This is a genomic window from Streptomyces sp. NPDC002619, assembly GCF_042889305.1.
Classification (GTDB): domain Bacteria; phylum Actinomycetota; class Actinomycetes; order Streptomycetales; family Streptomycetaceae; genus Streptomyces.
In genome coordinates, this window is sequence record NZ_JBIAQV010000013.1 from 151,569 (window position 1) to 177,422 (window position 25,854).

The following is a 25,854-nucleotide window of genomic DNA, read 5'->3' on the forward strand; positions in this document are numbered from 1 at the left end:
ACGGTGGGGGGCTCGCGTCAGAGGCTCACGGCTCAGGATTTCCGATTGCGTACGGGTATGTTTCCGTGACGTTTCGTTGCGTGCGGGTTACCGGAAGCTCACGTCGTGGGCGGTGGTGCCTTCGGGCCTCGTGGATCAGGGACAATGAACGCCATGAGCGTGCGTACCCAGTCATCCGAGCAGCCGGCCGAGTCCGTCCACCGTGCCGGCTTCGCCTGCTTCGTGGGCCGCCCCAACGCGGGCAAGTCCACCCTCACGAACGCTCTGGTCGGGCGGAAGGTGGCGATCACGTCCAACCGGCCGCAGACGACCCGGCACACGGTACGGGGCATCGTGCACCGCCCCGACGCCCAGCTGATCCTGGTCGACACGCCTGGTCTGCACAAGCCGCGCACCCTGCTGGGCGAGCGCCTGAACGACGTGGTCCGCACCACCTGGGCCGAGGTCGACGTGATCGGCTTCTGCCTCCCCGCGGACCAGAAGATCGGCCCGGGCGACCGCTTCATCGCGAAGGAACTCGCCGGGATCCGCAAGACCCCCAAGGTGGCGATCGTCACCAAGACCGACCTGGTCGACGGCAAGGCTCTGGCCGAGCAGCTGATCGCGATCGACCAGCTGGGCAAGGAGCTGGGCATCGAGTGGGCGGAGATCGTCCCGGTGTCGGCGGTGGGCGACAAGCAGGTGGCGCTGCTTGCGGACCTGCTCATCCCGATGATGCCCGAGGGCCCGGCGCTCTACCCCGAGGGCGACCTCACGGACGAGCCCGAGCAGGTCATGGTCGCCGAGCTGATCCGCGAGGCGGCACTGGAGGGCGTCCGCGACGAACTGCCGCACTCCATCGCGGTGGTGGTGGAGGAGATGCTCCCGCGTGAGGACCGCCCCGCCGACCGCCCCCTCCTGGACATCCACGCCAACCTCTACATCGAACGCACCAGCCAGAAGGGCATCATCATCGGCCCCCAGGGCAAGCGCCTGAAGGAGGTCGGCATCAAGTCCCGCAAGCACATCGAGGCCCTGCTGGGCACGCCGGTCTTCCTGGACCTGCACGTGAAGGTGGCGAAGGACTGGCAGCGGGATCCCAAGCAGCTGCGGCGGCTGGGGTTCTAGCGGGGGCGTCTCTGATTCATCGGATCAGGGTGCGCTTGGTGACGGTGTCATGTCCTGCAGCCCCACCACCCGCAGCAGTTGGAGCCGTTCGTACGACTCCGTGCCGGGGCGGGCCGTGTGGATGATGAGGTGTTGGTGGTGTTCCGTGCTGAGCAGGATCTCGCAGTCCAGTTCCAGGAGGCCCACCAAAGGGTGCAGGAAGCGTTTTGTCGAGGCTCGGCGTACCGCCACCTCGTGGTTCGTCCACATACGGGCGAACTCCTCGCTGCGGTCGCGTAGTTCGGTTACCAGCGCGGCCGGTCGCGGGTCCGTGGGGCGGGACGCCGTCACCGCTCGTAGGTTCGCCACGTGCTGGCGGGCGTGTTCCTCGCGGTCCTCCGGTGGGAACATGTCGCGCGCCGACGGGTCCAGGAAGTAGCGGCGGAGTAGGTTGCGGTCCCCGGGTGGACGGGCCGACACATCACCCGACAGCGCCCTCGACAGCGCGTTCTGCGCCAGGACGTCACCGCAGTCCGTGATCACCATCGCCGGGGCGTCGTGCAGGCGGTCCAGGACCAGCAGGAGGCCGGGGCGGACGTGGCCGGACGTGGTCGCGTGGCGCGGGGGCTCCTCGCCCGCCAGATGGAAGAGGTGGTCCCGTTCGTCGTCCGTCAGGCGCAGGGCGCGGGCCAGTGCCGTCAGCATCTGGCGTGAGGGGCGCGGGCCCCTGGACTGCTCCAGGCGCGTGTAGTAGTCCACCGACATTCCGGCCAGCGACGCGACCTCCTCCCGGCGCAGCCCCGGCGTACGACGACGGGCCCCCGGGGCCAGGCCCACGTCGGCCGGGTCCAGACGGGTGCGGCCGCGGCGCAGGAAGTCGGCGAGTTCGGTTCGGTTCACTCCTCCAGCGTGGCCGAGCCCGCCCGGCTTATCCAGGGAGTGCCGATCCCCCGATCGAGAGGTCTCTCCCGTCGCCCGCGCCGTCGGCCGAAGCTGGCGGGGACGAGAGGAGCACCATCATGCTGACCCTGGTGACCGGCACGACAGGACAGGTGGGCCGCGGCTTCGTACCCCGGCTGCTGGCGCAGACCCGCCCCGGAGAACACGTACGTGTCCTCGTACGCGACGAGACACGGGCCGCCGCGCTCGCCGACCGCGGCGCCCAGATCGTCGTCGGTGATCTGCGCGATGCCGAGGCCGTCGGCAAGGCCCTCGCGGGAGCCGACGCCGTCGTCAACATCGCCGCCTCCTTCCGGGGCGTACCGGACGACGAGGCGCGGGCCGTCAATCGTGATGCGGCCCTGGAGCTGGGGCGGGCCGCCGTGACCTCCGGCGTACAGCGGTTCGTGCAGGTCAGCACCAACACGGTCTACGGAGAGGGGCGCGCCCGCCCGCTCGACGAGGACGATGTGAGCATCCCGGGCGGGGCGTTCTGGGGCACCTACCCGGCGTCGAAGGCGGAGGCCGAGCGCGGGCTGCTCGCGCTCGACGGGCTCGACGTCCGCGTGGGCCGCCTCGCCTTCGTGTACGGCGAGGGCGACCCGCACCTCGCCAACTCCCTGCAGTGGCTCACGCACTGGCCGGCCACCAAGCTCTTCCACCTGGTCCACGTCGCCGACGTCGCGCAGGGCCTGCTGCGCCTGCTGTACGCCCCCGGCGCCGACGGCCGCGTCTACAACATCGCCGACGACGCCCCCGTCACCACCCTCGACATCCATCGGCTGCTCGGCGCCGACCTGCCCGAGGAGGCCCACACCCGCTCGGACCCCGACCCCTGGCACCTCATCGTCTCCACCGACCGCATCCGCCGCGAGCTGGGTTACCGCCCGCAGTACCCGACGGCGTTCACGGCCCGGGACGCCGGAGCCCTCTGACACCTCGCTACTCGACGCCCCTGATACGGCCCACCAGCCCCGCCCCGGCCAGCCCGATCACCGCCGCCACCAGGTACAGCACCCGGTAGCCGCCGAGATAGGTCACGATCGGCGCGGCCAGGGCGGGGGCCGCGACCTGGGGCAGGGCGTTGGCCACGTTGATGACGCCCAGGTCCTTGCCCCGGTCCAGCGCCTTCGGGAGTACGTCCGTCATGAGCGCGAAGTCCACCGACGTGAACACCCCGAAGCCCACGCCCAGCACCGCCGCCGCCGCGATCGCGCCCGGCCAGGTCTGCCAGCCGGCCAGCGCGGCCGTGGCCACCGCCATCAGCACCCCGGACCAGATCACGAACGGCTTCCGCCGACCAACCCGGTCCGACCAGACGCCGCCGACCACGACCGTGCCCAGCAGCGTCAGACCGTTCACCGCCGTCAGGATCAGCACGCCCTGTTCGGGGTCCTGGTAGTCGATGCGGTCGCGCAGGTAGTAGAGCAGGTACAGCAGGACCAGCGAATTGCTGAGGTTGATCAGGAAGCGGGTCAGCCATGCCCAGCCCAGGTCCGGGTACCGGCGCGGGCTCAGCCAGAAGCCCGCGAGGAAGCCCCGCCAGGACCGGGCCGGCCGGTCCGCCTCGGCCAGCCGCAGATCCGGGTACCTGAGCACGTACGGCAGCACGCCCACCGCCGTGAACACCGCGCACGCCGCATACCCGGCAGCGATGCCGCCCGCCGCGGTCGCGAGCCCCGTCCCGACGACCACGCCCAGGATCTGCGCCGCTCCCAACCAGCCGCCCACGGCTCCCCGTTGGAGCCGCGGCACCCGGTCCGGCACCGCCGCAGTCACTGCCGCGAACGCCGCGTTCAGCGTGAGCTGCACCAGGCACCAGCCCAGCGCCATGGTCCACAGCCCGCCCGCGCCCGCGAGCAGCAGCAGCGAGAGCGCGCCGCCCGCCGCACCGGCCACGATCCACGGCGTACGGCGGCCCGCGCGTGACGTCGTGCGGTCCGAGAGCGCGCCGAACAGCGGGTTGGCGACCAGCGACACCACCGCGCCCACGCCCGTGACCCACGCCAGCATCGTCTCCTTGGACATGCCGGAGCCGGGCGAGAAGTCCTCGGCCTGGGAGGCGAGCAGGATCTGCAGCGGGCCGAACCAGCCCACCCAGATCGCCCCGTTGGCGAGCGAGAGCGCCGTCGTCCAGCCCCGGCCGACCGGCTCGACGGGCTCGGCCAGGGCACCCGGAAGGGACTCGGTCGTCGTCATCTCTGCGCCCGCAGCACGTCACGGAACCAGCGGTACGAGGCCTTCGGGGTCCGCTCCAGGCTCTCGAAGTCCACGTGCACGAGCCCGAAGCGGCGCGCGTACCCCTGCGCCCACTCGAAGTTGTCGAGCAGCGACCAGACGAAATAGCCGCGTACGTCCACGCCGGCCTCCACTGCCCGGTGCAACGCCCGTATGTGGCCGTCCAGATAGGCGATCCGTTCCTGGTCGTCGAAACCCTCGTACGAGCAGCCGTTCTCGGTGATGACGACGGGCGGGAGCCGTTCGCCGTAGCGGTCACGGAAGCCGGTGAGCAGCTCGGTGAGCCCTTCCGGTACGACGGGCCAGCCGAAGTCGGTCACCGGGCGGCCCTCGATCTCCCGTACGGAGAAAGGGAGTTCGGCTGGCATCGTCAGCCCGCCGAACTCGATCTCGGTGCCCTGCGGGGCGCCCACCTTCGTCGGGGCGTAGTAGTTGACGCCGTACCAGTCGAGGGGTTCGCCGATGATCTTGAGGTCCGACTCGACGTCCCCCGGCATCAACTCGCCGATGCCCTCCGGGTATGCACCGAGGAGGACCGGCTCGGCGAACATGCGGTTGAGCAGGAGGTCGTAGAAGCCCGCCGCCTCCACGTCCGCAGCCTCGTCCGAGGCCGCCCAGGTCGGCCCGTGGGAGTTGGCGATGCCGATGTCCGTCGCGCCGGCCGCGCGCAGGGCCCGTACCGCGAGGCCGTGGGCGAGGAGCTGGTGGTGGGCCACCGGGAGCGCGTCGAACAGGAGCCGCTTGCCGGGGGCGTGGGCGCCCAACGCGTGTCCCAGCAGGGTGTGTTCGGCGGGCTCGTTGAGAGTGATCCACTTCGTGACGCGGTCGCCGAGCCGCCCCACGACCAGCGACACATACTCCGCGAATCGCGACGCCGTGTCCCGCTCCAGCCAGTCGAGCCCGACCGGCAGGTCCCAGTGGAACAGCGTCGGCACCGGGCGGACGCCCGCCGCGCACAGCTCGTCCACCAGGCGGTCGTAGAAGTCCAGGCCCTGGGGGGAGTTCACCCGTGGCCAGGAGATCGAGAAGCGGTACGCGTCCACGCCCAGGCCGGCCAGGAGCGCCACGTCCTCGGCGTGGCGGTGGTAGTGGTCGCAGGCCACCGCCGCCGTCGAGCCGTCCTTCACCCGCCCCGGCTCTGCCGTGAACGCGTCCCACACAGAGGGCTCGCGCTCGTCTGCCGCGCCCTCGATCTGGTGGGCCGAGGTTGACACGCCCCACAGGAATCCGGCCGGGAACTGAGGTATCGGGTTCGTCACCATGGGCCGGATCATCCTTACCGACGGTAACGGAAGTCAACGCCCAGGAGTGAAGCGGAAGTTACGCCCCCTCTTTGAGTACCCGCGTGATGAGGGTCCGCTGCTCCTCGGTCAGCCGGGGATCCGCCGCGTACACGGTCCTGCCGTCCACGGTGATCTGGTAGTTGAAGCCGTCCGGCACCCCGGCGGGCGGCGTGCCCCGGCCGGCGGCGAGTACCCGCTCGGCCAGGGCCTGCCATTCGTGCGCGTCGGCCCGCCCCGAGGTGTCCACCTCGGCACGGCGCTCGATGCCCGCGAACCCGCCCGTACGCCTCACCTGAATACGCATGGGCCCTGTCTAGTACGGAACTAGGCCGTCTGCACCCCGACCTGCTCCCACGCCTTCAGCACGGCCTGCAGCTCCTCGCCTTCCTGGAAGCGCGTCTTCGCCGCCGCGACCGTCAGCTTCGCGAAGTCCGAGAAGCTCGCCTGCGACGGGAGCTCGCCGCTGGTCAGCACGTCGTACCAGATCTGCCCGGCCCGCTCCCAGGCGTTGCCGCCGAGGGTGGTGGCCGCCAGATAGAAGGCGTGGTTGGGGATGCCGGAGTTGATGTGCACGCCGCCGTTGTCGCGGCCGGTCTTCACGAAGCCGTCCATCGTCGCGGGCTGCGGGTCCTTGCCGAGGACGTCGTCGTCGTACGCCGTGCCCGGTGCCTTCATCGAGCGCAGCGCGGTGCCGGTGACACGCGGGGCGAGCAGGCCCGCGCCGATCAGCCAGTCGGCCTCGGCGGCACTCTGGCCCAGCGAGTACTGCTTGATCAGCGAGCCGAAGACATCGGACAGCGACTCGTTGAGCGCACCGGGCTGCCCGAAGTAGGTGAGATTCGCCGTGTACTGGGTGACGCCGTGGGTCAACTCGTGGCCGATGACGTCCACCGGGATGGTGAAGTCGAGGAAGATCTCGTTGTCGCCGTCGCCGAAGACCATCCGCTCGCCGTTCCAGAAGGCGTTGTCGTAGCCCTCGCCGAAGTGCACGGTGGCGTCCAGCGGCAGTCCCTCGCCGTCGATGGAGTTGCGCCCGTACGCCTCCAGATACAGCTCGAAGGTGGCACCCAGGCCCGCGTAGGCGCGGTTGACGGTGGCGTCCTGGCCGGGCTCCGAGCCCTCCTCGCGGACCTTCTCGCCGGGCAGCTCCTCCTGGTGGCCCGCGTCGTAGATGGTGCGGTGCGGCTGGTCGGCGGCTGCGTCCGCGGGCGGGGCGACGGCGGGCGCGCCGAGGACCGTGGTCAGGCGGCGGTGGGTGCGCTCGTAGGCGTCGCGTTCCAGGGTCCGGCGCGCGGGGTCGGCCAGGGCGGAGTCCCCGTGCTGGGCGAGCTTGTCGAGGACGTGGGGCGGCACGATGGTGCAGAAGACGGGCTGGAAGCCCCCGTTGGTCGTCATGTCCGGCACCCTTGCACTGAGTGACTTTGTTGTCACGACCCGCAACCATGATTGGTGAAATACGCGGACATTCGGCGCGTGATCGTCGCCCAGAGTGGTATGGCGCACTTTTTGTCCTGTTTATTCTTTTTGTCGTTCGGGTCCCGCATACTGATACAGGCCCGCGCATCCGGCGTGGCTCGGCTAGGCTGCCGAGCATCATGCGTTTCGGGCTGCTTCTTCTTAGCTGCCGCGGCGAGGGCCTGTAGTCGAGGCCGACTCCCTCCCCGCGGAGCTTTGCGTTGCGTCGTCGGCCGGCCAGTCCGGACACCCTGAGGAGCCCACGCAATCATGGCGAACCGCCAGCAGCCCAGTTCCATGCCGATCCACAAGTACGGCCGGTACGAGCAGGTAGACATCCCGGACCGCACCTGGCCGAACCAGCGGATCACCGCCGCCCCCCGCTGGCTCTCCACGGACCTGCGCGACGGCAACCAGGCACTGATCGACCCCATGTCGCCCGAGCGCAAGCGCCGGATGTTCGACCAGCTGGTCACCATGGGCTACAAGGAGATCGAGGTCGGCTTCCCCGCCTCCGGCCAGACCGACTTCGACTTCGTGCGCTCCATCATCGAGGAAGAGGGCGCGATCCCCGAGGACGTGACGATCTCCGTCCTGACCCAGGCCCGCGAGGACCTGATCGAGCGGACCGTGGAGTCCCTGAAGGGCGCGAAGCGGGCCAACGTCCACCTCTACAACGCCACCGCCCCCGTCTTCCGCCGGGTCGTCTTCCGCGGCTCCAAGGACGACATCAAGCAGATCGCCGTCGACGGCACGCGGCTGGTCATGGAGTACGCCGAGAAGCTGCTGGGCCCGGAGACGGAGTTCGGCTACCAGTACTCGCCGGAGATCTTCACCGACACCGAGCTGGACTTCGCGCTGGAGGTCTGCGAGGCGGTCATGGACGTCTGGCAGCCCGGCCCGGGCCGCGAGATCATCCTCAACCTGCCCGCCACGGTGGAGCGTTCGACGCCGTCCACGCACGCGGACCGTTTCGAGTGGATGCACCGCAATCTCTCCCGCCGCGAGTACGTGTGCCTGTCGGTCCACCCGCACAACGACCGCGGTACGGCCGTGGCGGCGGCCGAGCTGGCCGTGATGGCCGGCGCCGACCGCGTCGAGGGCTGTCTGTTCGGGCAGGGCGAGCGCACCGGCAACGTCGACCTGGTCACCCTGGGCATGAACCTGTTCTCGCAGGGCGTCGACCCGCAGATCGACTTCTCCGACATCGACGAGATCCGTCGTACGTGGGAGTACTGCAACCAGATGGAGGTCCACCCGCGCCACCCGTACGTGGGCGACCTGGTCTACACGTCCTTCTCCGGCTCCCACCAGGACGCCATCAAGAAGGGCTTCGACGCCATGGAGGCCGACGCGAAGGCCAACGGCGTCACCGTCGACGACCTCGAGTGGGCGGTGCCGTACCTGCCGATCGACCCGAAGGACGTCGGCCGCTCCTACGAGGCCGTCATCCGCGTCAACTCGCAGTCCGGCAAGGGCGGTGTCGCGTACGTCCTGAAGAACGACCACAAGCTGGACCTGCCCCGCCGGATGCAGATCGAGTTCTCGAAGCTCATCCAGGCGAAGACGGATGCCGAGGGCGGCGAGATCACGCCGGGCGACATCTGGACGGTCTTCCAGGACGAGTACCTGCCCAACCCCGAGAACCCGTGGGGTCGCATCCAGGTCCGCAAGGGCCAGTCGACCACCGACACCGACGGCGTGGACACGCTCACCGTCGAGGCCACGGTCGACGGCGAGGACACCGTCCTGACCGGCTCCGGCAACGGTCCGATCTCGGCCTTCTTCGACGCCCTGCAGTCCATCGGCATCGACGTACGCCTCCTGGACTACCAGGAGCACACGATGAGCGAGGGCGCCTCCGCGCAGGCCGCCTCGTACATCGAGTGCGCGATCGGTGACAAGGTTCTGTGGGGCATCGGCATCGACGCGAACACGACGCGTGCGTCGCTGAAGGCGGTCGTCTCCGCGGTGAACCGCGCCGCCCGCTGACCCCTTCTGACCGGGCATTTCGGGGCCCAGACCGCCGTATACGGCGGTCTGGGCCCCGTCTGTTATCGGCCACGTGGCCATGGAGGTCACGGAAAGGTCTCGTCCAAGGTACTGACTGCACCTCCCCGATGTGGCTAACATCACGCCAGCGCGGCGATGTTGCCGCGGGGTTACGGAGGTGCGACGTGCTGCCAGTACGGGGACGAAACGGCCGTGGCACCAGGGCTGCCCGCATCCTGGGCATCCGCACCGTCTGGACACCCGTCGGAGACGGCGAGTTCTTCTGCCCGGGCTGCGGAGGCGACCGCAACTACCAGCGCCTCACCGGACGCCGCCGCTTCACGCTCCTCGGCGTGCCCGTCCTGCCACGCGGCACCACCGGGCCGGTCGTCGAGTGCGCGAGCTGCCGGCAACACTTCGGCACCGACGTCCTCGACCACCCGACCACCTCCCGCTTCTCCGCGATGCTCCGCGACGCCGTGCACACCGTCGCCCTCGCCGTCCTGGCCGCCGGTGGCGCCTGCGCCCGTACGGCCCTGGAGACCGCCGCGAGCACCGTCCGCGCCGCCGGCTCCAACGACTGCACCGAGGAACAGCTCGCCGCACTCGTCGAGGCGCTGGCCGCGGACACCGGCCGGGTCTTCGACCAGCCGTCCGGCGCGAGCCTGGCCATAGAACTGCACGAGGCCCTCGACCCCCTCGCCCCGCACCTCGCCCCCGCCGGCCGCGAGTCGATCCTCCTCCAGGCCGCCCGCATCGCCCTCGCCGACGCCCCCTACACCCCCGCCGAACGCGACGTCCTCACCACCGTCGGCGCCGCCCTCACCATCTGCTCCGACGACGTGGCCCGGCTGCTCGCCGCCGCGCGCACCCCCTCCTGATACTCCCCGGGGAGTAATCCGCCCGTCCGGCCACCCGTCGCAGTACCCCCGAACTCGCCCTCCCGCGCGACGATTCCGGCCCACCGCGCCGGGAGTCTGGGACACGCATCCAGACATCCGCGCCGGAGGGAGGGCCCATTCCATGGGGGCCGCAGAAACATCACGTACGCGACGACGAGCCATTCCCTGGCTGCTGCTCGCACTGTGGATCGGCGTCCTGGCCGTCGTCGCGCCGTTCGCCTCGAAACTCGCCGACGCCCAGCACGACCGGGTCACCGACTACCTGCCCGCGAGCGCCGACTCGACCCAGGTCGCCAAGATCCAGGACCGGCTGCCGGGCGGCCAGACCACTGAGCTGGTCCTCGTCTACCACCGCGACGGCGGCCTCACCGCCGCCGACCGCACGACCGCGGCACGGCAGGTCGAGACCATCGCCGAGCAGCACGTGCTCACGGGCACACCGCAGCCGGTGCCGTCCCGCGACGGCACCACCGTCATGTACCCGGTCGCGAGCAACGAGCCCGGCACCGACGAGAAGAAGCGCGACGCCCTCGTCGACGACGTACGCCAGGTCGCCCACGACCAGGACGGGCTGACCGTCCAGGTCGGTGGCCCCGGTGCCCTGGCCACCGACGCCTCGGACGTGTACCAGTCCCTCGGCGGACCCCTGCTCTACACCACGGTCGCCGTCGTCGCCGTCCTGCTGATCCTCATCTACCGCAGCCCCCTGCTGTGGCTGGTCCCGCTAGTCGTCGTCGGCACCGCCGACTACCTCTCCACCGGCGTCGCCTACGGCCTCAACCAGGCCTTCGGCACCACCATCTCCGGCCAGAGCACCGGCATCATGACCATCCTCGTCTTCGGCGCCGGCACCGACTACGCCCTGCTCATCGTCTCCCGCTACCGCGAGGAACTACGGCGCCACGAGCGGCCGTACGACGCCATGCGGGCCGCACTGCGCGGCTGCGGACCCGCCGTGCTCGCCTCGTCCGGCACCGTGGCCGTCGGAGTCCTCTGCCTGCTCGCCGCCGACCTCAACTCCAGCCGCGGCATGGGCCCGTTGGGGACCGTCGGTGTGCTGTGCGCGCTCGTAGCCATGCTCACGCTGCTGCCCGCGCTGCTCGTGCTGTTCGGCCGCCGCGTGTTCTGGCCGCTCGTGCCCGCGTTCGGCAGCACACCCAAGGCCCGCCGGTCCCTGTTCGCGGCGATGGGCAGCTCCGCCGGGCGCCGCCCGCTGACCGTCCTCGCCTCCGGCGCCGTCCTGCTCGGCGCGCTCGCCCTCGGCGCCCTCAACCTGCCCGGCACCGTCAAGCAGCAGGACTCCTTCGTCGACAAGCCCGAGTCCGTCGCCGCCCTGGAGACCCTCGCCACGGCCTACCCCGAGCGGTCCGCGCAGCCCATCGACATCATCACCCCGGCCGCCCGCGCCGACGCCACGCTCACCGCGATCCGCGGCACGCACGGCGTCGCGAGCGCCCAGCAGGGCCGTACGGGAGGAGGCTGGACCGAGATCTCCGTCATCGCCTCCGCCCCGCCCCAGTCAGCGGGCGAGACCGCCACCATCAAGGACCTACGGGACACCCTGAAGGGCTCCTACGTCGGCGGGCCCAGCGCCCAGCAGATCGACCTCGAGGACACCAACGCCCGCGACCGGCTCGTCGTCGTCCCGATCGTCCTGCTCTCCGTCCTGCTGATCCTCATCGCCCTGCTGCGCTCCCTCGTCGCGCCGCTGATGCTGGTCGCCGCGGTGGTCGCGGTGTGGGGCGCCGCGCTCGGCATCGGCGGCCTGGTGTTCGGACCGGTCCTCGGCTTCGAGGGCACCGATCCCGGACTCGGCCTGCTGTCCTTCGTGTTCCTCGTCGCCCTGGGCGTCGACTACGGCATCTTCCTCATGCACCGCATGCGCGAGGAGTCCCTGAACGGCGCGGAACCCTCCGCAGCGGCGCTCACCGCCCTGCGCACCACCGGCGGCGTCATCGCCTCCGCCGGACTCGTTCTCGCCGCCACCTTCGCCGTGCTGACGAACATGGGCCTGGTCCAACTCGTCGAGCTGGGCTTCGTCATCGCGGTCGGCGTCCTCCTGGACACCTTCCTCGTCCGCACCTACCTGGTGACCAGCGCGAGCGTGGCACTCGGCCGCAAGGTCTGGTGGCCGGGCCGGCTGTCCCGGAAGCCGGACCCGGTACGAACCGAACGGCAGCCGGAGCCCGTGTGAACCGCTGGGCGCCCCTCCCTCCCCGAGGGGCGCCCGCCTGTCGGAAGATGAACCCCGTGCAACCAACCACGACAGCCGAGCGGCCCCGCCGGGGCGAGCGGATCATGGCGGCGATCAACCGTGACCCGCTGACAGCGCCGCACCGCACCCGCAACGACGCCCTGCTGGCGGCCGGTGTCGCCGCTCTCGCCACGGTCATCGCGCTCCTCGGCGACGGGGAGCGCGTTCCCGGCGCGCTCGGCTGGGTCCTGCTGCTCGCGGCCCATGTGCCGCTCGTGTGGCGACGCACCCGTCCGGTCCTGGTTCTGGCGGCGGTGGCGGCCTGTGTGGCGCCGTTCCACGCTCTCGACTACAACCACATCGCCCCCACCCCGGCCGCGTACATCGCGCTCTACACGGTCGCCGTCACCGGCCGCCCGTTGCGCACGGTGCTGACCGGTATCATCGTGCTGACCGTCTCCATGAGCGTGATGCTCACCGTCGACACCCATCGGGCCTTCGAGCTGCTGCGGGTGTCCGGCTGGGTCATCGCCGTGCTCTTCTTCGGCGTCGACGTCCGCTACTACCGCCAGTACGTCGCGGGCATCGTCGAACGCGCCGTACGCGCCGAACGCACCCGCGAGGAGGAGGCCCGCCGCCGCGTCGCCGAGGAACGTCTGCGCATCGCCCGCGATCTGCACGACCTCCTCGCCCACACCATCACCCTCATCGGCGTCCAGACCTCCGTGGCCGCCCACGTCCTCGCCGCCGACCCAGACCGCCTCGACCGCGCCGCCGTGGCCAAGGCCCTCGACGACATCGCCGAGACCTGCCGCACCGCCCGCGGTGAACTCCGTACGACCCTGGAGGTCCTGCGCGACCCCGGCTCCCCGGACACCCGCGACCCCCTGCCCGGCCTGCACGGTCTGCCCGACCTCGCGCAGACCGCCCGCGCCGCCGGAGCCGAGGTCGACCTGGCCGTGACCGCCGACGGGGTGCCGCCCGCCGTGGGCGCGGCCGTCTACCGGATCGTGCAGGAGGCGCTCACCAACGCCGTACGGCACGGCGGCCGGGACGACCTCTCCATACGGGTGAGCGTGGCCGCGCACGACGGCGCCCTCCAGGTCCGCGTCATCGACGACGGGACCGGCGCCGGTGCAGGCACCCCCGGCTTCGGGCTGGCCGGGATGCGGGAGCGGGTCCGCAGTGTCGGCGGCACGCTCGACGCGGGGGCGCTGCCCCACCAGGGCTTCGAGGTGAGCGCCGTACTGCCCCTGGAGGCGACCCGATGAGCACCATCCGGGTGTTGCTCGCCGACGACCAGACCCTGGTACGGGCCGCGTTCGCGATGCTCGTCGAGTCCGCCAGGGACATGGAGGTCGTCGGGCAGGCCGGCACCGGCCGCGAGGCGGTCGCCCTGGCCCGCAGCGCGCGGGCCGACCTCGTCGTGATGGACATCCGCATGCCCGACCTCGACGGCATCGAGGCCACCCGGCTCATCGCCGCCGACGAGGACCTGGCCGGGGTCAAAGTCCTCGTCCTCACCACCTACGACACCGACGAGAACATCGTCGAGGCGCTGCGCGCCGGCGCCTCCGGATTCCTGGTGAAGGACACTCGTCCGGCTGAACTGCTCGACGCCATCCGGACGGTGGCCGCGGGCGACGCCCTGCTCTCCCCGGGACCCACGGCCCGCCTCATCGCCCGCTTCCTGCGCAGCCCCACCACCCCGGTGACGGGCGGCCCCGACTGCCTCTCCGACCGGGAGCGGGAGGTGCTGACCCTGGTCGCGCGGGGCCTCAACAACACCGGGATCGGCGAGGCGCTCGGTCTGAGCCCGCTCACCGCGAAGACACACGTCAGCCGGATCATGGGGAAGCTCGGGGCGCGGGACCGCACACAACTGGTCATCGTGGCGTACGAGTCGGGACTGGTGACTCCGGGGAACATGTCCCCGTGACCTTCCTGAGCCGCACCATTCTCGCCGCGACCGTGCTCCTCACTCCCCTCGTCACCGTCCACACCGCTGCCGCGAGCCCCGGGTGCACCTCCTCCGTGCCGTACGTCTCGGGGGCGGGCGGCTACGACACGTACCGCATCCCCGCCACCGTCACCACGCGCCGAGGCACCGTGCTCGCCTTCGCCGAGGGCCGGCACAACAGCGCCGGCGACACCGGGGACATCGACGTCGTCCTCAGACGCTCCACCGACGGGGGCTGCACCTGGGGCCCGATGAGCGTCGTGGCCGCCGGGGACGGCGACACCCGCGGCAACCCGGCCCCCGTCGTCGACCCGCGCACCGGCGCCGTCGTGCTCGTCACCTCCTACAACAGCGGCGATGTGACCGAGGCGCAGATCATGCGCGGCGAGGTCACGCCGCAACAGAGCCGGCGGGTGTTCGTGCAGCGCAGCTGGGACGACGGACAGCACTTCTCACGGCCGTACGACATCACGGCCGCCGTGAAACCGTCCGGCTGGCGCTGGTACGCCACCGGCCCCGGGCACGCGGTGGCGCTCACCCGGGGCCCGCACCGGGGCCGCATGGTCGTCCCCGCCAACCACTCGGCCGCCCCGCCCGTGGGCTCCGCCGACACCGGCCAGGAGGCCAAGTACTACGGCGCGCACGCCCTCTACAGTGACAACGGCGGCCGCACCTGGCATCTGGGCTTCGTCGACGACTCGTACGACGGCCGCGAGAACTCCAACGAGTCCACGGCCGCCCAACTCCCCGACGGCCGCCTCTACTTCAGCTCCCGCGACCAGAACGGCACCACCCCCGGCAACCGCCTCGACACCTACTCCAGCGACGGCGGGCGGAGCCTCGACCGCCCCTACGCCGTCCAGCACACCCTGGACGACGTCCCCGTGGTCCAGGGTTCCGTCCTCCAACTCCGCGGTGCACAGGCCCCGTTGCTGTTCTCCGGCCCCTCCGTGCCCACCGCCCGCCAGGCCATGGCCGTATGGAGCAGCACGGACGGCGGACTGACCTTCACCAAGGCGCTGACGCTGTCGCAGGACAGGGCCGCCTACTCCGACCTCGTACAGCTCGGCCAAGGCACGGTCGGTCTTCTCTACGAGACGGGCACGACCGGGACGTACGACACGATCACCTTCCGAAGGCTGTCCTTGAGCTAGAGGAGCCCGGCGGCCGCCAGGAACTTGCCCACCCGCTCGGTCTCCTCCGCCGACAGCGGGACCTGCGGTTCGGCGGTCGCCGGGCAGTCGATCACCCCGCGCAGATGCAGCGCCGCTTTGAACGCGCCGAGAGCCGACGAACTGCCGCCCATCCGTGCCGGATCCCCGACCCGCACCATGCCGAACAGGGCGCACAGTCGCTCCTGTTCGGCGCGGGCACCGGTCCAGTCGCCGGCCCGGCACAGGCGGTAGAGGCGGACGTAGCCGTGCGGGTCGACGTTGGCGAGACCGGGCACGGCACCGTCGGCGCCCAGCGCGAGCGCCGCGTCGACGACCAGCTCGGAGCCGGTGAGCACGGCGAAGCCGCTGGTGCCGGGGAGGTTGCCGGCACCGGTGACGACCTCCCGGAAGGCGGCCAGGTCACCGCTCGAGTCCTTCAGGCCGGCCAGCGCGCCGTCGGAGGCGAGCTCCAGGACCAGCTCGGCGGGGAGCTTGGTGTGGACGGCGGGCGGGATGTCGTACGCGACGACCGGGACGCCGCTCCTGGCCGCGATCAGCCGGTAGTGGCGGGCGATCTCCGAGGGATGGGTGCGGGTGTAGAACGGCGCGGTGGCGACGACCGCGTCCGCCCCGGCCGCCGTGGCGGCGGCGACGTGCTCGAGCACCCGGGGCGTGGTCATGTCGATCACGCCCGCGAGGACGGGCAGCTGACCTGCCACATGCGCGGCCACGGTCTCCGTGACCAGCCTGCGTTGCCGGTCGGTCAGATACGCGACCTCGGAGGTCGAGCCGAGCACGAACAGCCCGTGCACCCCGCCCTCCACCAGATGGTCGACGAGCCCGATCAGCGAGGCGACGTCCACCTCGCGGTCCGGTGTCAGGGGCGTGCAGACGGGCGGTACGACACCGGTGAGCGGGGCGGGGAAGGTCATCAAGGTTCCCTGGGGAGACTTTGGCGCACGAGGTCGCGGGTCGACTGGTCCTCCCCCACAGGATGGTGACACCGATAGCGATGTTCCGGGCGCGACGCGGCCGAAAAGTCCGGCATGACCGAAACGCACACCTCGTCCGCCTTCCAGCAGCGGGTGCGGAACGGGCATCCGCCCGGCGGCCGGGTCGCCGACGGCACCGGCCCGGTCAGCGGGATCGGGTCGATCGGGTCGAGCAGGCCGGGCGTGGCGGAGAACAGGGCGCGGGTGTACGGGTGCCGGGCCTGGTCGGTCACCCGGTCGGCCGGTGTCTCCTCGACGATCCGGCCGAGGTACATGGTGATCACCCGGTCGCTCATCCGCCGCACGGTCTGGATGTCGTGCGAGACGAAGACGAGGGCAAGCCCCAGGCGTTCCTTCAGGTCGAGCAGGAGGTTGAGGATCTGGGCGCGCACGGAGACGTCCAGGGCGCTCGTCGGCTCGTCGGCGACCACGAGATCGGGATCGAGGGCCAGCGCGCGGGCGATGGCGACCCGCTGCCGCTGCCCGCCGGACAGCTGCCCCGGCAGGGCGTCGCCGAGCGCCCGGGGCAGCCCGACCAGACCCATCAACTCCCGCACTCGCTCGTCCCGCCCGGCCCTGGAGCCGCGATGGTGGACGTCCAGCGGATCGCGCAGGATCTTCCGCACCGGCAGCCGCCGGTTCAGGGCCGTCGCCGGGTCCTGGAAGATCATCCCGGTGCCGGCACCCACGGTCGCCCGGCGCTCGCCGTCCGGCAGGGCCCACAGATCGCGGCCGTGGAAGGTCACCGTCCCGGCCGTCGGCCGCTGGATGCCCACCAGCACCTTCGCCAGCGTCGACTTCCCGCACCCCGACTCACCGACGATCCCGACCGTCTCGCCGGGCGCCACGGCGAGGTCGGCGCCGGTGAGGGCGTACACCCGGTCCCGGGTGAACACACCGCCGCTGCGGGCCTTGTGGACGACATGGCCGCCGGAGAGTTCGACGACGGCGTTCACTTCACGGCCTCGCTCTCGGTCGTCACGAGGTCGACCGCCGGGTGATGGCAGGCCGCCGTGTGCGTGCGGGTACCGGCCAGCACGGGCGCCGTCGTACGGCACACCTCGCTCGCCAGCGGACACCGGTCGGCGAAGCGGCAGCCCGCCGGAAAGTCGGCCGGGGCCGGCACGACGCCCCTGATCTGCGTCATACGCTCGGCCGCCGACTCCAGGGACAGCACGCTGCCCAGCAGTCCGCGTGTGTAGTGATGGGCCGGCGCCGCCACCAGGTCGGCGGTCACGCCCGTCTCCACGATCTGCCCGCCGTACATCACCACCACCCGGTCGGTGACGTCCGCGACCAGCGCCAGATCGTGCGAGACCAGGATCAGCGCGAACCCCAGCTCCGCCCGAAGCCCCAGCAGCAGCTCCATGACCTGCGCCTGCACCGTCACGTCCAGCGCGGTCGTCGGCTCGTCGGCGACGATCAGCTTCGGGTCCCGGGACAGCGCCATGGCGATCAGGACGCGCTGCCGCTGCCCGCCGGAGAGTTCGTGCGGATAGCTGCGCAGGGTGCGCTCGGGGTCGAGGCCGACGAGGGTGAGCAGCTCCTGGGGACTGCGGCGCCCACCACGCCGTACGAGCTGCTTGAGCTGGGCGCGGATGGTCATCGCCGGGTTCAGCGAGGACAGGGCGTCCTGGTACACCATCGCCATCTCGTGGCCGAGCAGCCGGCGCCGGACGCGCATCGGCTCGGCGAGCAGATCCCGCTGGTTGAAGCGGACCTGGCCCTTGATCCGGGCGCCCGCGGGCTGCAGCCCCATGATGGTCAGCGCGGTCAGCGACTTGCCGCAGCCCGACTCGCCCACCAGGCCCAGGACTTCACCGGGCCGCACCTCGAAGCTGATCCCGTCGACGATGTCCACGCCGCGATGGCGGCCCTCGAAGCCGATGGCGAGGTTCTCCACCGCGAGCACCGGCTGCCCGTCCGCGTCGGGCAGCGGCCGGGCCCGTGAGCGCAGCCGCTGGGCCGCCTCCGTGAGACCGGGCAGCTGGATCACCTCGCCACTGCTGGGCTCCGGCGTCTCCAGCCGGTCCTCCTCGCGCACCTCCACGTCCCGCGCCGCCGGAGCCGCCCACGCGTCCGACACACCCTCGGACAGGATGTTCAGCGACAGGACGGTGACCAGCATCAACAGGCCCGGGAAGACGGTCGCCCACCAGCCCCCGGTCAGCACCATGTTCTTGCCGTCCGCGATGACGCTGCCCCACGACGGGTCCGGCGGCCGGACGCCCGCGCCGATGAAGGACAGCGACGCCTCGAAGACGATGGCCTCGGCGACCTGCACCGTGCAGAACACCAGCACCGGGGCGGCGCAGTTGACCGCCACGTGCCGTAGGACGATGTGCGGGGTGCGGGCGCCGATGACCCGTTCCGCCGTGACATAGTCCTCGCCGTACTGGTCCAGCACGTTCGCCCGTACGACCCGGGCCACCGGCGGCGTGAACAGGAACGCGATCGCGCAGATCAGTACGGTGATGCCGCCGCCGAACACCGCGACGAGCACCGCGGCCAGCGCGATGCCCGGGAACGCCATCACCACGTCCAGACAGCGCATCAGCGTCTCGTCGACCGCCTTGCGGGAGGTGGCGGCGACGGCCCCGATCACCGCCCCCACCACCAGTGCGAGGGCGGTCGCGCCGAGCCCGATGGCAAGGGACCAGCGGGCGCCGTACATCAAACGGCTGAGGATGTCCCGGCCGAGACTGTCCTGCCCCATCCAGTGCTCGGTGGACGGGTGCCCGGTGCCGTCCACCGGGGGCTGCTGGTCCAGCGGGTCGTCGGGGGAGAGGACCGGCGCCAACAGGGCCGTCAGCACCACCACGACCAGAAAACAGACGGCGACCTTCGACAGCGGCGGCAGCCTGCGCCAGCCGAGCAGCCGGACGCCGGGCCGGGAGAGCCGCTCGGCGAGGTCCTTGCGCGTGAGCATCAGGTCGCCTCCCTGCGCGTGACCATCAAGTCGCCTCCCGCAGCCGTGGGTTGACGAGCAGATAGAGGATGTCGATGACGAGGTTGACGACGACGAACCCGGCCGCGGTCGTCAGCACAACCCCCTGGACGACGGCGGGATCGCCGTTCTGTACGGCGTCGATCATCAGCTTGCCCATGCCGGGCAGCGAGAAGATCGTCTCGATGACGACGGCGCCGCCCAGCAGATAGCCGACCCGCAGCCCGAGCACGGTGAGCGGATTGATGAGTGCGTTCCGGAGCACGTTCCGCCCGACGACCACGCGAGGCGGCAACCCGCTTCCGATCGCCGTCCGTACGTAGTCCTTGTCCAGCTCCTCCACCACGGAGGTCCGCACGATCCGGGTCAGCTGCGCCGCCACCGGCAGCGACAGGGCGAGCGCCGGCAGGATCATCGTCTTGAGCCAGCCCGTGAAGGAGTCGGCCGGGTTGATGTAGCCACCGGTCGGGAACCAGCCCCGGTCCACCGCCAGGTACTGGATCATCAGCAGCGCCAGCCAGAATCCCGGTGCCGCGACACCGGTCAGCGACACGACCCGGATGACCTGGTCGGGCAGCCGGTCCCGGTAGATCGCCGCTGTGACCCCACCGACGAGTGACAGCACGACCGCGATGCCGAGGCCCAGGAAGGTGAGCTGGAGGGTGAGCGGCAGCGCGGTGGTGACCTGGTCGACGACCGGCGCCCGGGTCAGGGCGCTGGTGCCCAGGTCGCCGTGGAGCAGGTCGCCCACGAAATGGACGTAGCGGACCGGGAGCGGGTCGAGCAGCCCGTTGTGCTCCCGGAAGTCGTGCAGCTGCTGGGGCGTCGGGTTGGCGCCCTGGAAGAACGCGGACGCCGGGTCGACGTCCGAGAAGCGCATCACCAGGAACACGAACAGCACGATGCCGAGCACCAGCGGCACGAGCAGGGCGAGGCGGCGCAGCAGGATCCGTACGACGGCGGTCATGCCGTCAGGTCCACTTGGCCTGGAGGAGGTTGATGCCGGGGTAGGGCTGCGCCCTTATCCCGGTGAGCTTCCTCGGGTCCCAGGCGGTCATCAGCTCGTTGTGGACGACCGGGTACAGGACCGCCTGCTCGGCGACGACGTCGATGTAGTCCTGGACCATCGTCTTCTTCTTCTCGGCGTCCGGCTCCCGCGTCGCCCGGTCCATGTCCCGGAAGAGCGCCTTGGCGACCGGGTCGTCGGCCCACCGCGTGTACTGCATCCAGAGGTTGGTGGCCCCGTAGTTGTAGTGCATGATCAGGTCGGCGTCGAGGCCGAACTGGTTGGGGTTCGATGCGGCGGCGACGACCTGGTAGTCCTGCTTCTGGTCCATCTTGGTGAAGACGGCGGTGGTCTCCTGCGGAGCGAGGGTCGTCTCGACACCGATCGCGTCCCAGGACGACTTGATGGTGGGCAGACAGTCGACGATCCAACTGACGTTGACCGCGAGGATGTTGACCTTGAGGTCGGTCACCCCCGCGGCCTTCAGCAGGGCCTTCGCCTTGTCGGGGTCGTAGTCGTAGACGGTCATCGCCCGCCGGTAGCTGGGATTCCCTTCGTTGAGGAAGGACGCGGAGGGCTTCCCGTGCCCTTTCAGCGCGACCTCGACCATCTTCCCGGTGTCGATGGCGTAGTGCAGGGCCTGCCGAACCCGTACGTCGTCGAAGGGCTTGTGCTTGGTGTTGAACATCAGGAAGAGGTTGTTCATCCCGGCCCCGCCCGCGACCGACAGCCCGCCCTTCTCCAGCCGCGTGATGTTGGCGTACGGGATGTTGTCGGCGATCTGTGCACCGGCACTGGCCCCGGAGATCTTCGCGACACGGGGCGCGGCATCCACGATGGTGAGCCAGTTCATCTTCTTGAACGCGGCCTTGCGCGGCCCGTTGTAGCCGGCGTAGGCCTCGAAGGTGGTGTTCGACTTCGGGTGGTGCGCGGTCTGCCGGTACGGCCCCGAGCCGATGGCCTTGCCCTTGATCGCGTCGTCCCAGGCGCCGGGCTGCGAGAACACGTGCTTGGGCATGATCTTGGCGAGGGTGAGCCGGGAAACCCCGTCGGGGAAGGGGAACTTGAGCACGAGTTCGACGGTCTGAGCGTCGACCTTCCGGACGCTGCCGAGCCAGCTGGCGAAGAACCCTTTGGCGAGGGTCTGGGTGTTCGGATCGAGGATGCGGTCGAAGACGAACACGACGTCGTCGGCGGTGACGGGCTTGCCGTCGTGGAAGGTGGCGCCCGCGCGGAGGGTGAACCGCCAGGTGGTGGCGTTGAGATCGGCGGGCACCTGAGTGGCCAGTGCCGGGTAAGGCTCGCGCGAGATCGGGTCGGTGTCGAGGAGACCCTCGTAGATGTGGTTGTTGGCGGCCATGCAGAACGCGGACGCGGTCTGGGTCGGGTCCCAGCTGCCGTCGTTGCCGTACCCGATCACGGCGGTCAGCGTCCGGTCCTGACCGGTTCCTCCGCCGCCGGTGTCGTTCGTCGACTCAGGCCCGGAGGAGCAGGCCGCCAGCGACGAGGACAGGGCGGCGGCCGCGCCCAGGGCACCGGTGCACTTCAGGAACGACCGGCGGTGCAGAGGCGGAACTTCGCGGGTCACGTCGCGGGTCACGTCGTCGTGCACGGTTCCTCCAGCAATGGGATGCAAATGGGGTGAGGAGATACGACGTCCTACGTCCTGTTTGGTCAGCGTGACCATAGGAGGGCCCATGGGGGCGGTCAAGGGATCGAACACGAATGGCGTAGCCGCCAGAGGTCGCACCAATGTCGCAGCGAAATGGCGGGAGTTGGCCCTGGTCAGATCGGGAGATGGGACGTAGGACGTCCGGTGCGCGTACGATGCGGCGCATGCCCGCCGGGGAATCCAGGGAGCCCAGGAACAACCGGATACAGCGCGCGGTCGTCCAGCTGATCCTCGACCGCGGACTCCGCCCCGGTGCGCCCCTGCCCACGGAGGCGGAGCTGATGGAGAGCCTCGGCGTCAGCCGCAACTCCGTCCGCGAGGCCCTCAAGGCACTCCAGGCCCTCGACATCGTCGAGATCAGACACGGGTACGGCACGTACGTCGGCCAGGCGTCGCTGACCCCGTTCGTCGACGGCCTCACCTTCCGCACCCTCACCCGGCACGCCGAGGACCCCGGGGCACTGGCGGAGATCCTCCAGGTGCGGGAGGTGCTGGAGGAGGGGCTGATCCGCCGGGTCGCGGCGACCGTGACGGAGCCGGAGTTGGACCGTCTGGAAACGGTGGTCACCCGAATGGAGACGGCGGGCCAAGTCGGCCGCCCGTTCGCCGAACTGGACCGAGAATTCCACGAGTTGCTCTACGTCTCCCTGGGCAACGCCCTGGTCCCCCAACTCCTGGGCGCGTTCTGGACGGTGTTCCGCCGCGTCACAGCAGCCCACGGCTGGACAGCGGACCCGGCCCCGGAACTGACGGTACGCCGACACCGAGACATCGTGACGGCACTCCGGGCCCGGGACGCGACGGGAGCGCAGGGGGCGATGACGGTGCATTTCCGGGGGATCGAGGAGCGGGCCGGGCGGGGGTGTTGGGGGGTGGGGTGAGGTGGTGGACTGGGGCGATGGGGAGGATGAGTGAGGGGCTGTGGGAGGAGGGCCGGCCGGGTGTGCTGCGGCTGCCGTCCGGGCGGCTGGTACGGGGCCGAGGCCTGCGCCGCCCACTCGATGCTGCGGGGCCGCGTCCGACGTACGGCGTCTACCTCCTGGGCCGGCGACCCCCCTCCGTCCCCTGGAACTGGGACTGGATCCGCTGGCCCGACTTCCGCCTCCCGACCGACCCCGACACGGCCCACTCCCTCCTCACGCAGGCCTGGCGGCGAGCGGCGACCGAACGCGTGGAGTTGGCCTGCGGAGGTGGCCGGGGCCGCACCGGAACGGCACTGGCCTGCCTGGCGGTACTGGACGGCGTGCCGCCGCAGGAGGCAGTGGATTTCGTACGGCGCGCTTACGACAGACGCGCGGTGGAGACGCCGTGGCAGCGGGGGTTCGTACGGCGGTTCGGGGGCGGGGTTTGAGTACAAGAGGTGCCTGCACGCCGGGCCGGCTTGGCGGCTGACGGCCGGTGACGGGGTGGTGAGGGAGATGCACGTCGCACACAACCGGACACACAGGTGGCCGTCCGCCGGTCACATCTTCCCGGTTCCTTCCGTCAGTGGGGTGTAGCAGTCGATAAGCCACGACACGGCACTGGGAGATCACCATGGACGCTCGACTCAACTTCTACGGGAACACCGGCGCGGCCAAGTTCCTGAAGCACATCAACTCGGCGGGCAAGGTCGTCACGGACTCGACCCTCCCGCTCGCGACGCAGGAACTGGTGAAGATCCGGGCCAGCCAGATCAACGGCTGTGCCGGATGCCTCGACATGCACACCAAGGACGCCGCGCACGCCGGGGAGACCTCGCTGCGCCTGAACCTGATCGCGGCGTGGCGGGAGGCGAAGGTCTTCACCGACGCGGAGCGAGCCGCCCTGGAACTGACGGAACAGGGCACCCGCATCGCCGACGCGGCCGGCGGCGTCACCGACGAGGCCTGGGCCGACGCCGCCAAGCACTACGACGAGGACCAGCTCGCGGCCCTCGTCTCCCTCATCGCCCTGATCAACACCTACAACCGCATGAACGTCATCACCCAGCAGCCGGCCGGCGACTACCAGCCCGGCCAGTGGAGCTGACCACCACCAGCCCCAGTCCCCCGAAAGCCCCGGTAGCTCCAGTCACCCCGAACTATAGATACACACAGCCACCATCGAGATGCGAAGCGTGAAAGTCGGGAGGTGAGGGGAGTCAGGTGTCGTCGCTACTCTCGGAGGACACCTTGACGAAACTGCCCCTCGGCTCCTGGGCCGTCGACACCTGTACCGGAAAGCTGGGCATCGTCATGGGGCACGAGGGACCGTACGTACAGCTCAGGCCCTACGGCGGAGGCCGGGAGTGGGATGCCCGGCCGGACGCCGTACGGAAAGCCACCCCGGCCGAGCGACTGAGCGCGGCCACCGCCCGCGCCGGCGCGCGCCGCCGCGGCGAGGTTCCTTGACGGACGGGCGCCCGGGCGGTCCCGGGGTGAGGGCAGAATGGGGCCATGAGTCTGTTCCGCGACGACGGCATCGTGCTGCGCACCCAGAAGCTGGGTGAGGCGGACCGGATCATCACGCTGCTCACCCGCGGACACGGGCGAGTGCGGGCCGTGGCCCGGGGCGTACGGCGGACCAAGTCGAAGTTTGGGGCCCGGCTGGAGCCCTTCTCGCACGTCGATGTGCAGTTCTTCGCGCGGGGGAGTGAGCTGATCGGCCGCGGGCTCCCCCTCTGCACGCAGAGCGAGACCATCGCGCCGTACGGCGGCGGCATCGTCAGCGACTACGCCCGCTACACCGCGGGGACCGCCATGCTGGAGACCGCCGAGCGGTTCACCGACCACGAGGGCGAACCGGCCGTACAGCAGTACCTGCTCCTCGTCGGTGCCCTGCGCACCCTCGCCCGAGGCGAGCACGCGCCGCACCTCATCCTCGACGCCTTCCTGCTGCGCTCGCTCGCCGTCAACGGATACGCCCCGAGCTTCGGCGACTGTGCCAAGTGCGGCATGCCCGGACCGAACCGATTCTTCTCGGTCGCCTCCGGGGGCAGTGTCTGCGTCGACTGCCGGGTGCCCGGCAGCGTCGTACCGTCACCGCAGACCCTCGTCCTCCTCGGCGCGCTGCTTACGGGAGACTGGGAGACCGCGGACGCGTGCGAGCCGCGGCATGTCCGGGAGGGGAGCGGGCTGGTGTCCGCCTACCTGCACTGGCATCTGGAGCGCGGGCTGCGCTCGCTCAGGTACGTAGAGAAATAAGGGAGACGAGAAGCACATGGTCGTACGCGGGATCCTGGGGCGCCAGCGCCGCGAGTACAAGTCGCCGGAGCCGCACCCGTCCGGTGCCCGCGCGCCGAAGCTCCCCGGTGAGCTCGTCCCGAACCACGTGGCGATCGTCATGGACGGGAACGGGCGCTGGGCCAAGGAGCGGGGGCTGCCGCGCACCGAGGGGCACAAGGTGGGTGCCGAGCGCGTTCTCGACGTCCTGCAGGGTTCGATCGAGGTCGGCGTCCGCAACATCTCCCTCTACGCCTTCTCCACCGAGAACTGGAAGCGCTCGCCCGACGAGGTCCGCTTCCTGATGAACTTCAACCGCGACTTCATCCGGAAGACGAGGGACCAGCTCGACGAACTCGGTGTCCGGGTGCGCTGGGTGGGCCGTATGCCCAAGCTGTGGAAGTCGGTCGCCAAGGAGCTCCAGGTCGCCCAGGAGCAGACCAAGGACAATGATCTGCTCACCCTGTACTTCTGCATGAACTACGGCGGGCGTGCCGAGATCGCCGACGCCGCGCAGGCATTGGCCGAGGACGTGAAGGCGGGCCGCCTCGACCCGTCCAAGGTGACCGAGAAGACGCTGCAGAAGTACCTGTACTACCCGGACATGCCGGACGTCGACCTGTTCCTGCGCCCCAGCGGCGAGCAGCGCACGTCCAACTACCTTCTCTGGCAGAGCGCTTACGCCGAGATGGTCTTCCAGGACGTCCTGTGGCCCGACTTCGACCGACGTGACCTGTGGCGGGCCTGCATCGAATTCGCCTCGCGGGACCGCCGGTTCGGCGGCGCCGTGCCCAACGAGGATCTCCTGGCGATGGAGGAGGCGATGAAGGGCCGTCCCGAGAACGGCTGATC

At 70.6% G+C, this 25,854-nt stretch carries 24 protein-coding genes; 14 read left to right on the plus strand and 10 right to left on the minus strand.

Annotated elements, in window-relative coordinates:
* Positions 1-153: 153 nt before the first annotated feature.
* Positions 154-1,107: a GTPase Era gene (gene era, locus ACFYXB_RS21990; protein WP_389584851.1), complete on the plus strand. Its 954-nt coding sequence runs from the start codon at positions 154-156 to the stop codon at positions 1,105-1,107.
* Between the two features lie 24 nt (positions 1,108-1,131).
* Here era and ACFYXB_RS21995 read toward each other — a convergent pair whose 3' ends face one another.
* Positions 1,132-1,986 carry a helix-turn-helix transcriptional regulator gene (locus ACFYXB_RS21995; protein ID WP_389584853.1) on the minus strand — a complete coding sequence of 285 codons (855 nt, stop codon included), beginning with the start codon at positions 1,984-1,986 and terminating at the stop codon, positions 1,132-1,134.
* A gap of 119 nt (positions 1,987-2,105) precedes the next feature.
* On the opposite strand from ACFYXB_RS21995, the gene ACFYXB_RS22000 reads away from it, so the two are divergent.
* Positions 2,106-2,960 (plus strand): NAD-dependent epimerase/dehydratase family protein, encoded by an 855-nt coding sequence (locus ACFYXB_RS22000; RefSeq protein ID WP_389584854.1) that lies wholly within the window; start codon positions 2,106-2,108, stop codon positions 2,958-2,960.
* A gap of 7 nt (positions 2,961-2,967) precedes the next feature.
* On the opposite strand, the gene ACFYXB_RS22005 is transcribed toward ACFYXB_RS22000, so the two are convergent.
* The 4 genes from ACFYXB_RS22005 to ACFYXB_RS22020 are packed head-to-tail and all read right to left on the minus strand — an operon-like array spanning position 2,968 to position 6,941.
* The gene (locus ACFYXB_RS22005; RefSeq protein ID WP_389584856.1) at positions 2,968-4,224 is read right to left on the minus strand and encodes an MFS transporter; all 1,257 of its coding nucleotides are present in this window, start codon (positions 4,222-4,224) and stop codon (positions 2,968-2,970) included.
* Positions 4,221-5,537 carry a GH1 family beta-glucosidase gene (locus ACFYXB_RS22010; RefSeq protein WP_389584859.1) on the minus strand — a complete coding sequence of 439 codons (1,317 nt, stop codon included), beginning with the start codon at positions 5,535-5,537 and terminating at the stop codon, positions 4,221-4,223. The genes ACFYXB_RS22005 and ACFYXB_RS22010 overlap by 4 nt, the downstream gene beginning before the upstream one ends.
* A 46-nt stretch (positions 5,538-5,583) precedes the next feature.
* Complete coding sequence (locus ACFYXB_RS22015; protein ID WP_351354484.1) at positions 5,584-5,850, minus strand: protealysin inhibitor emfourin; 267 nt, start codon at positions 5,848-5,850, stop codon at positions 5,584-5,586.
* Between the two features lie 20 nt (positions 5,851-5,870).
* Complete coding sequence (locus ACFYXB_RS22020; protein WP_389584861.1) at positions 5,871-6,941, minus strand: M4 family metallopeptidase; 1,071 nt, start codon at positions 6,939-6,941, stop codon at positions 5,871-5,873.
* A 330-nt stretch (positions 6,942-7,271) separates the two neighbouring features.
* Between ACFYXB_RS22020 and leuA the strand changes: the two genes are divergently transcribed.
* From leuA to ACFYXB_RS22050, 6 genes are all read left to right on the plus strand, one after another.
* Entirely contained in the window at positions 7,272-8,993 is a 1,722-nt protein-coding gene (gene leuA, locus ACFYXB_RS22025; RefSeq protein WP_389584864.1) for a 2-isopropylmalate synthase, read from the plus strand.
* 185 nt (positions 8,994-9,178) lie between these two features.
* Positions 9,179-9,874 carry a TerB family tellurite resistance protein gene (locus ACFYXB_RS22030; protein ID WP_389584867.1) on the plus strand — a complete coding sequence of 232 codons (696 nt, stop codon included), beginning with the start codon at positions 9,179-9,181 and terminating at the stop codon, positions 9,872-9,874.
* A 142-nt stretch (positions 9,875-10,016) separates the two neighbouring features.
* The gene (locus ACFYXB_RS22035) at positions 10,017-12,089 is read left to right on the plus strand and encodes an MMPL family transporter (protein WP_389584869.1); all 2,073 of its coding nucleotides are present in this window, start codon (positions 10,017-10,019) and stop codon (positions 12,087-12,089) included.
* Between the two features lie 47 nt (positions 12,090-12,136).
* Positions 12,137-13,360 carry a sensor histidine kinase gene (locus ACFYXB_RS22040; RefSeq protein ID WP_389584871.1) on the plus strand — a complete coding sequence of 408 codons (1,224 nt, stop codon included), beginning with the start codon at positions 12,137-12,139 and terminating at the stop codon, positions 13,358-13,360.
* On the plus strand, positions 13,357-14,028 hold the full coding sequence (locus ACFYXB_RS22045; protein WP_351354502.1) for a response regulator transcription factor: 672 nt from the start codon (positions 13,357-13,359) through the stop codon (positions 14,026-14,028). The genes ACFYXB_RS22040 and ACFYXB_RS22045 overlap by 4 nt, the downstream gene beginning before the upstream one ends.
* Positions 14,025-15,203: an exo-alpha-sialidase gene (locus ACFYXB_RS22050; protein ID WP_389584875.1), complete on the plus strand. Its 1,179-nt coding sequence runs from the start codon at positions 14,025-14,027 to the stop codon at positions 15,201-15,203. Before ACFYXB_RS22045 ends, ACFYXB_RS22050 begins: the two co-directional genes overlap by 4 nt.
* Here ACFYXB_RS22050 and ACFYXB_RS22055 read toward each other — a convergent pair.
* The 5 genes from ACFYXB_RS22055 to ACFYXB_RS22075 are packed head-to-tail and all read right to left on the minus strand — an operon-like array spanning position 15,200 to position 21,748.
* A complete protein-coding gene (locus ACFYXB_RS22055) occupies positions 15,200-16,135 on the minus strand; it encodes a dihydrodipicolinate synthase family protein (RefSeq protein WP_389584877.1) in 936 nt (311 codons plus the stop codon). The two genes, ACFYXB_RS22050 and ACFYXB_RS22055, sit on opposite strands and share 4 nt — an antisense overlap.
* Positions 16,135-17,151: an oligopeptide/dipeptide ABC transporter ATP-binding protein gene (locus ACFYXB_RS22060; RefSeq protein WP_389584880.1), complete on the minus strand. Its 1,017-nt coding sequence runs from the start codon at positions 17,149-17,151 to the stop codon at positions 16,135-16,137. Before ACFYXB_RS22060 ends, ACFYXB_RS22055 begins: the two co-directional genes overlap by 1 nt.
* Entirely contained in the window at positions 17,148-19,124 is a 1,977-nt protein-coding gene (locus ACFYXB_RS22065) for a dipeptide/oligopeptide/nickel ABC transporter permease/ATP-binding protein (protein ID WP_389584882.1), read from the minus strand. Before ACFYXB_RS22065 ends, ACFYXB_RS22060 begins: the two co-directional genes overlap by 4 nt.
* Before the next feature lie 25 nt (positions 19,125-19,149).
* A complete protein-coding gene (locus tag ACFYXB_RS22070; RefSeq protein ID WP_389584884.1) occupies positions 19,150-20,109 on the minus strand; it encodes an ABC transporter permease in 960 nt (319 codons plus the stop codon).
* 4 nt (positions 20,110-20,113) lie between these two features.
* Positions 20,114-21,748 carry an ABC transporter substrate-binding protein gene (locus ACFYXB_RS22075; protein WP_389584976.1) on the minus strand — a complete coding sequence of 545 codons (1,635 nt, stop codon included), beginning with the start codon at positions 21,746-21,748 and terminating at the stop codon, positions 20,114-20,116.
* A gap of 227 nt (positions 21,749-21,975) precedes the next feature.
* Here ACFYXB_RS22075 and ACFYXB_RS22080 point away from each other — a divergent pair, with 227 nt between their 5' ends.
* From ACFYXB_RS22080 to ACFYXB_RS22105, 6 genes are all read left to right on the plus strand, one after another.
* Positions 21,976-22,701 carry a FadR/GntR family transcriptional regulator gene (locus ACFYXB_RS22080; RefSeq protein WP_389584978.1) on the plus strand — a complete coding sequence of 242 codons (726 nt, stop codon included), beginning with the start codon at positions 21,976-21,978 and terminating at the stop codon, positions 22,699-22,701.
* A 26-nt stretch (positions 22,702-22,727) separates the two neighbouring features.
* Positions 22,728-23,171: a protein-tyrosine phosphatase family protein gene (locus ACFYXB_RS22085; protein ID WP_389584887.1), complete on the plus strand. Its 444-nt coding sequence runs from the start codon at positions 22,728-22,730 to the stop codon at positions 23,169-23,171.
* Positions 23,172-23,356: 185 nt separating this feature from the next.
* Entirely contained in the window at positions 23,357-23,830 is a 474-nt protein-coding gene (locus tag ACFYXB_RS22090) for a carboxymuconolactone decarboxylase family protein (protein WP_351357767.1), read from the plus strand.
* A 143-nt stretch (positions 23,831-23,973) separates the two neighbouring features.
* Positions 23,974-24,192, plus strand: coding sequence for a hypothetical protein (locus ACFYXB_RS22095; protein ID WP_389584980.1), 219 nt, complete (start codon positions 23,974-23,976; stop codon positions 24,190-24,192).
* Positions 24,193-24,237: 45 nt separating this feature from the next.
* Positions 24,238-24,984: a DNA repair protein RecO gene (recO, locus tag ACFYXB_RS22100; protein ID WP_351357770.1), complete on the plus strand. Its 747-nt coding sequence runs from the start codon at positions 24,238-24,240 to the stop codon at positions 24,982-24,984.
* A gap of 16 nt (positions 24,985-25,000) precedes the next feature.
* Entirely contained in the window at positions 25,001-25,852 is an 852-nt protein-coding gene (locus ACFYXB_RS22105) for an isoprenyl transferase (protein ID WP_389584890.1), read from the plus strand.
* Positions 25,853-25,854 lie beyond the last annotated feature (2 nt).